This is a genomic window from Moorena sp. SIO4A1, from assembly GCF_010672065.1.
Taxonomy (GTDB): domain Bacteria; phylum Cyanobacteriota; class Cyanobacteriia; order Cyanobacteriales; family Coleofasciculaceae; genus Moorena.
The window spans coordinates 1-1,338 of record NZ_JAAHHX010000784.1 but is presented as its reverse complement, the minus strand read 5'-3'; the positions used below and the strand labels follow the sequence as shown (position 1 = coordinate 1,338).

Below are 1,338 nucleotides of genomic sequence, written 5' to 3'. Positions count from 1 at the left end.
TGTTAAACTTGATGAGTTTTTGATTATGTTCTTAGTTTTTGATTAGTTTAATCGTTTTAGCTTCTGATTTATAAGTATTACTTCTCCCCAAGACCGCGCTGCATCGCTTTTTGCCCACCCTACAAGCTGCACAGATACCAATAGCTGCATCTTGTTAAGCATATGCGCTACGCGCACGCTACGCTAACAGCATTCAGCGGTCAGCGGTCAGCTTTACTCAGATTCAACGAATGCTGTTTTATAGATGGAGCGCGGTCTTAGGGGAAACTCCTAAGACCGCGCTCCATCACTTATTCAAAAGCACCAATCAGTAGCGTGGCACAGGCTTTGGCCTTTGGCCACGCTGTGCGAACGACACTGTGATCCATAAGCTGATAGCTGATAGCACCTCAAGTAGCGTGCGCGTAGCGCTAATCGCTGTTCGCTTACGTGTCAAGAATCTACTCGACACTCGATATTGAAATTGAATTCCTCGGCACTACCACCAATGCCAATGCCAGTTTCAAATATCTCGGCATTAGTTAAGGTAAGGTTGTTCATCACAGCTCCAGACACATCGGTGTCGTAAAGCTTGGCCGCTGTCAAATTCACTTGGTTGAGATTAGCACAGTTTAAACTGGCATTGGTAACAAAGGCTTGGGTTAAGTTAGCCCCGTTTAAGTTGGCACCAGTCAGGTCAGCACCTTCTAGGTTGGCTTCAATTAAGTTTGCTCCTTGCAGGTTAGCATTCCTCAAATCAGCCCCAAGTAGATGTGCACCCGATAGATCCGCTCCTTTTAAATCACACCCTTTACATTCACCAGTTGATAGCAACTGTTGCACCTGGTCTGGGTTCTCAGCTACTGCTGAACCGGTGAAGAAAAGGGAAGCGACTAAGGTTAGCGTTGCCAAAATATTGAATTTCATTTTTGGCCTCCCTAGAAGTAAAATCATCAGTATGTATTGCTTTATCCCACTTTCATGATAACCCATTAGTTGTCCGAGATTATACTGATAAGTTAAGGTTAATTATGGAAATAATGCCTAAATTGGTTAGGTTGTTAAGAAAAGACAAATAATTGTTAAGGTTAAGGGATTAAAGTGGTAAAGGATTAAGCGATTCGGCAAAGCCGACGCTTCGCGAACGCATCCGAGCTATTGTTATAGCACTAGGCATATAGAGGTGCGCGCCTCGATCTGGTGCAGTGCCGGTGGGTGTTCCTGTGGATACCAACACCTTACCCCTGATGCAACATTCTTCCTATTGGTGCGCTCCCCTTGGCAATATGAATGATTTCCCGTGCCCTGCCCAAATTCCAAGCCGCATTCCAAGACGCGATCGGCTCTGCCGCGCCAAAG

General features: G+C 45.5%; 1 protein-coding gene. It reads right to left on the bottom strand.

All coding sequences use genetic code 11. From position 1 onward, the window contains the following. Window positions 1–432: 432 nt before the first annotated feature. On the bottom strand, window positions 433–906 hold the full coding sequence (locus F6K53_RS42865) for a pentapeptide repeat-containing protein (protein WP_293086701.1): 474 nt from the start codon (window positions 904–906) through the stop codon (window positions 433–435). Window positions 907–1,338 lie beyond the last annotated feature (432 nt).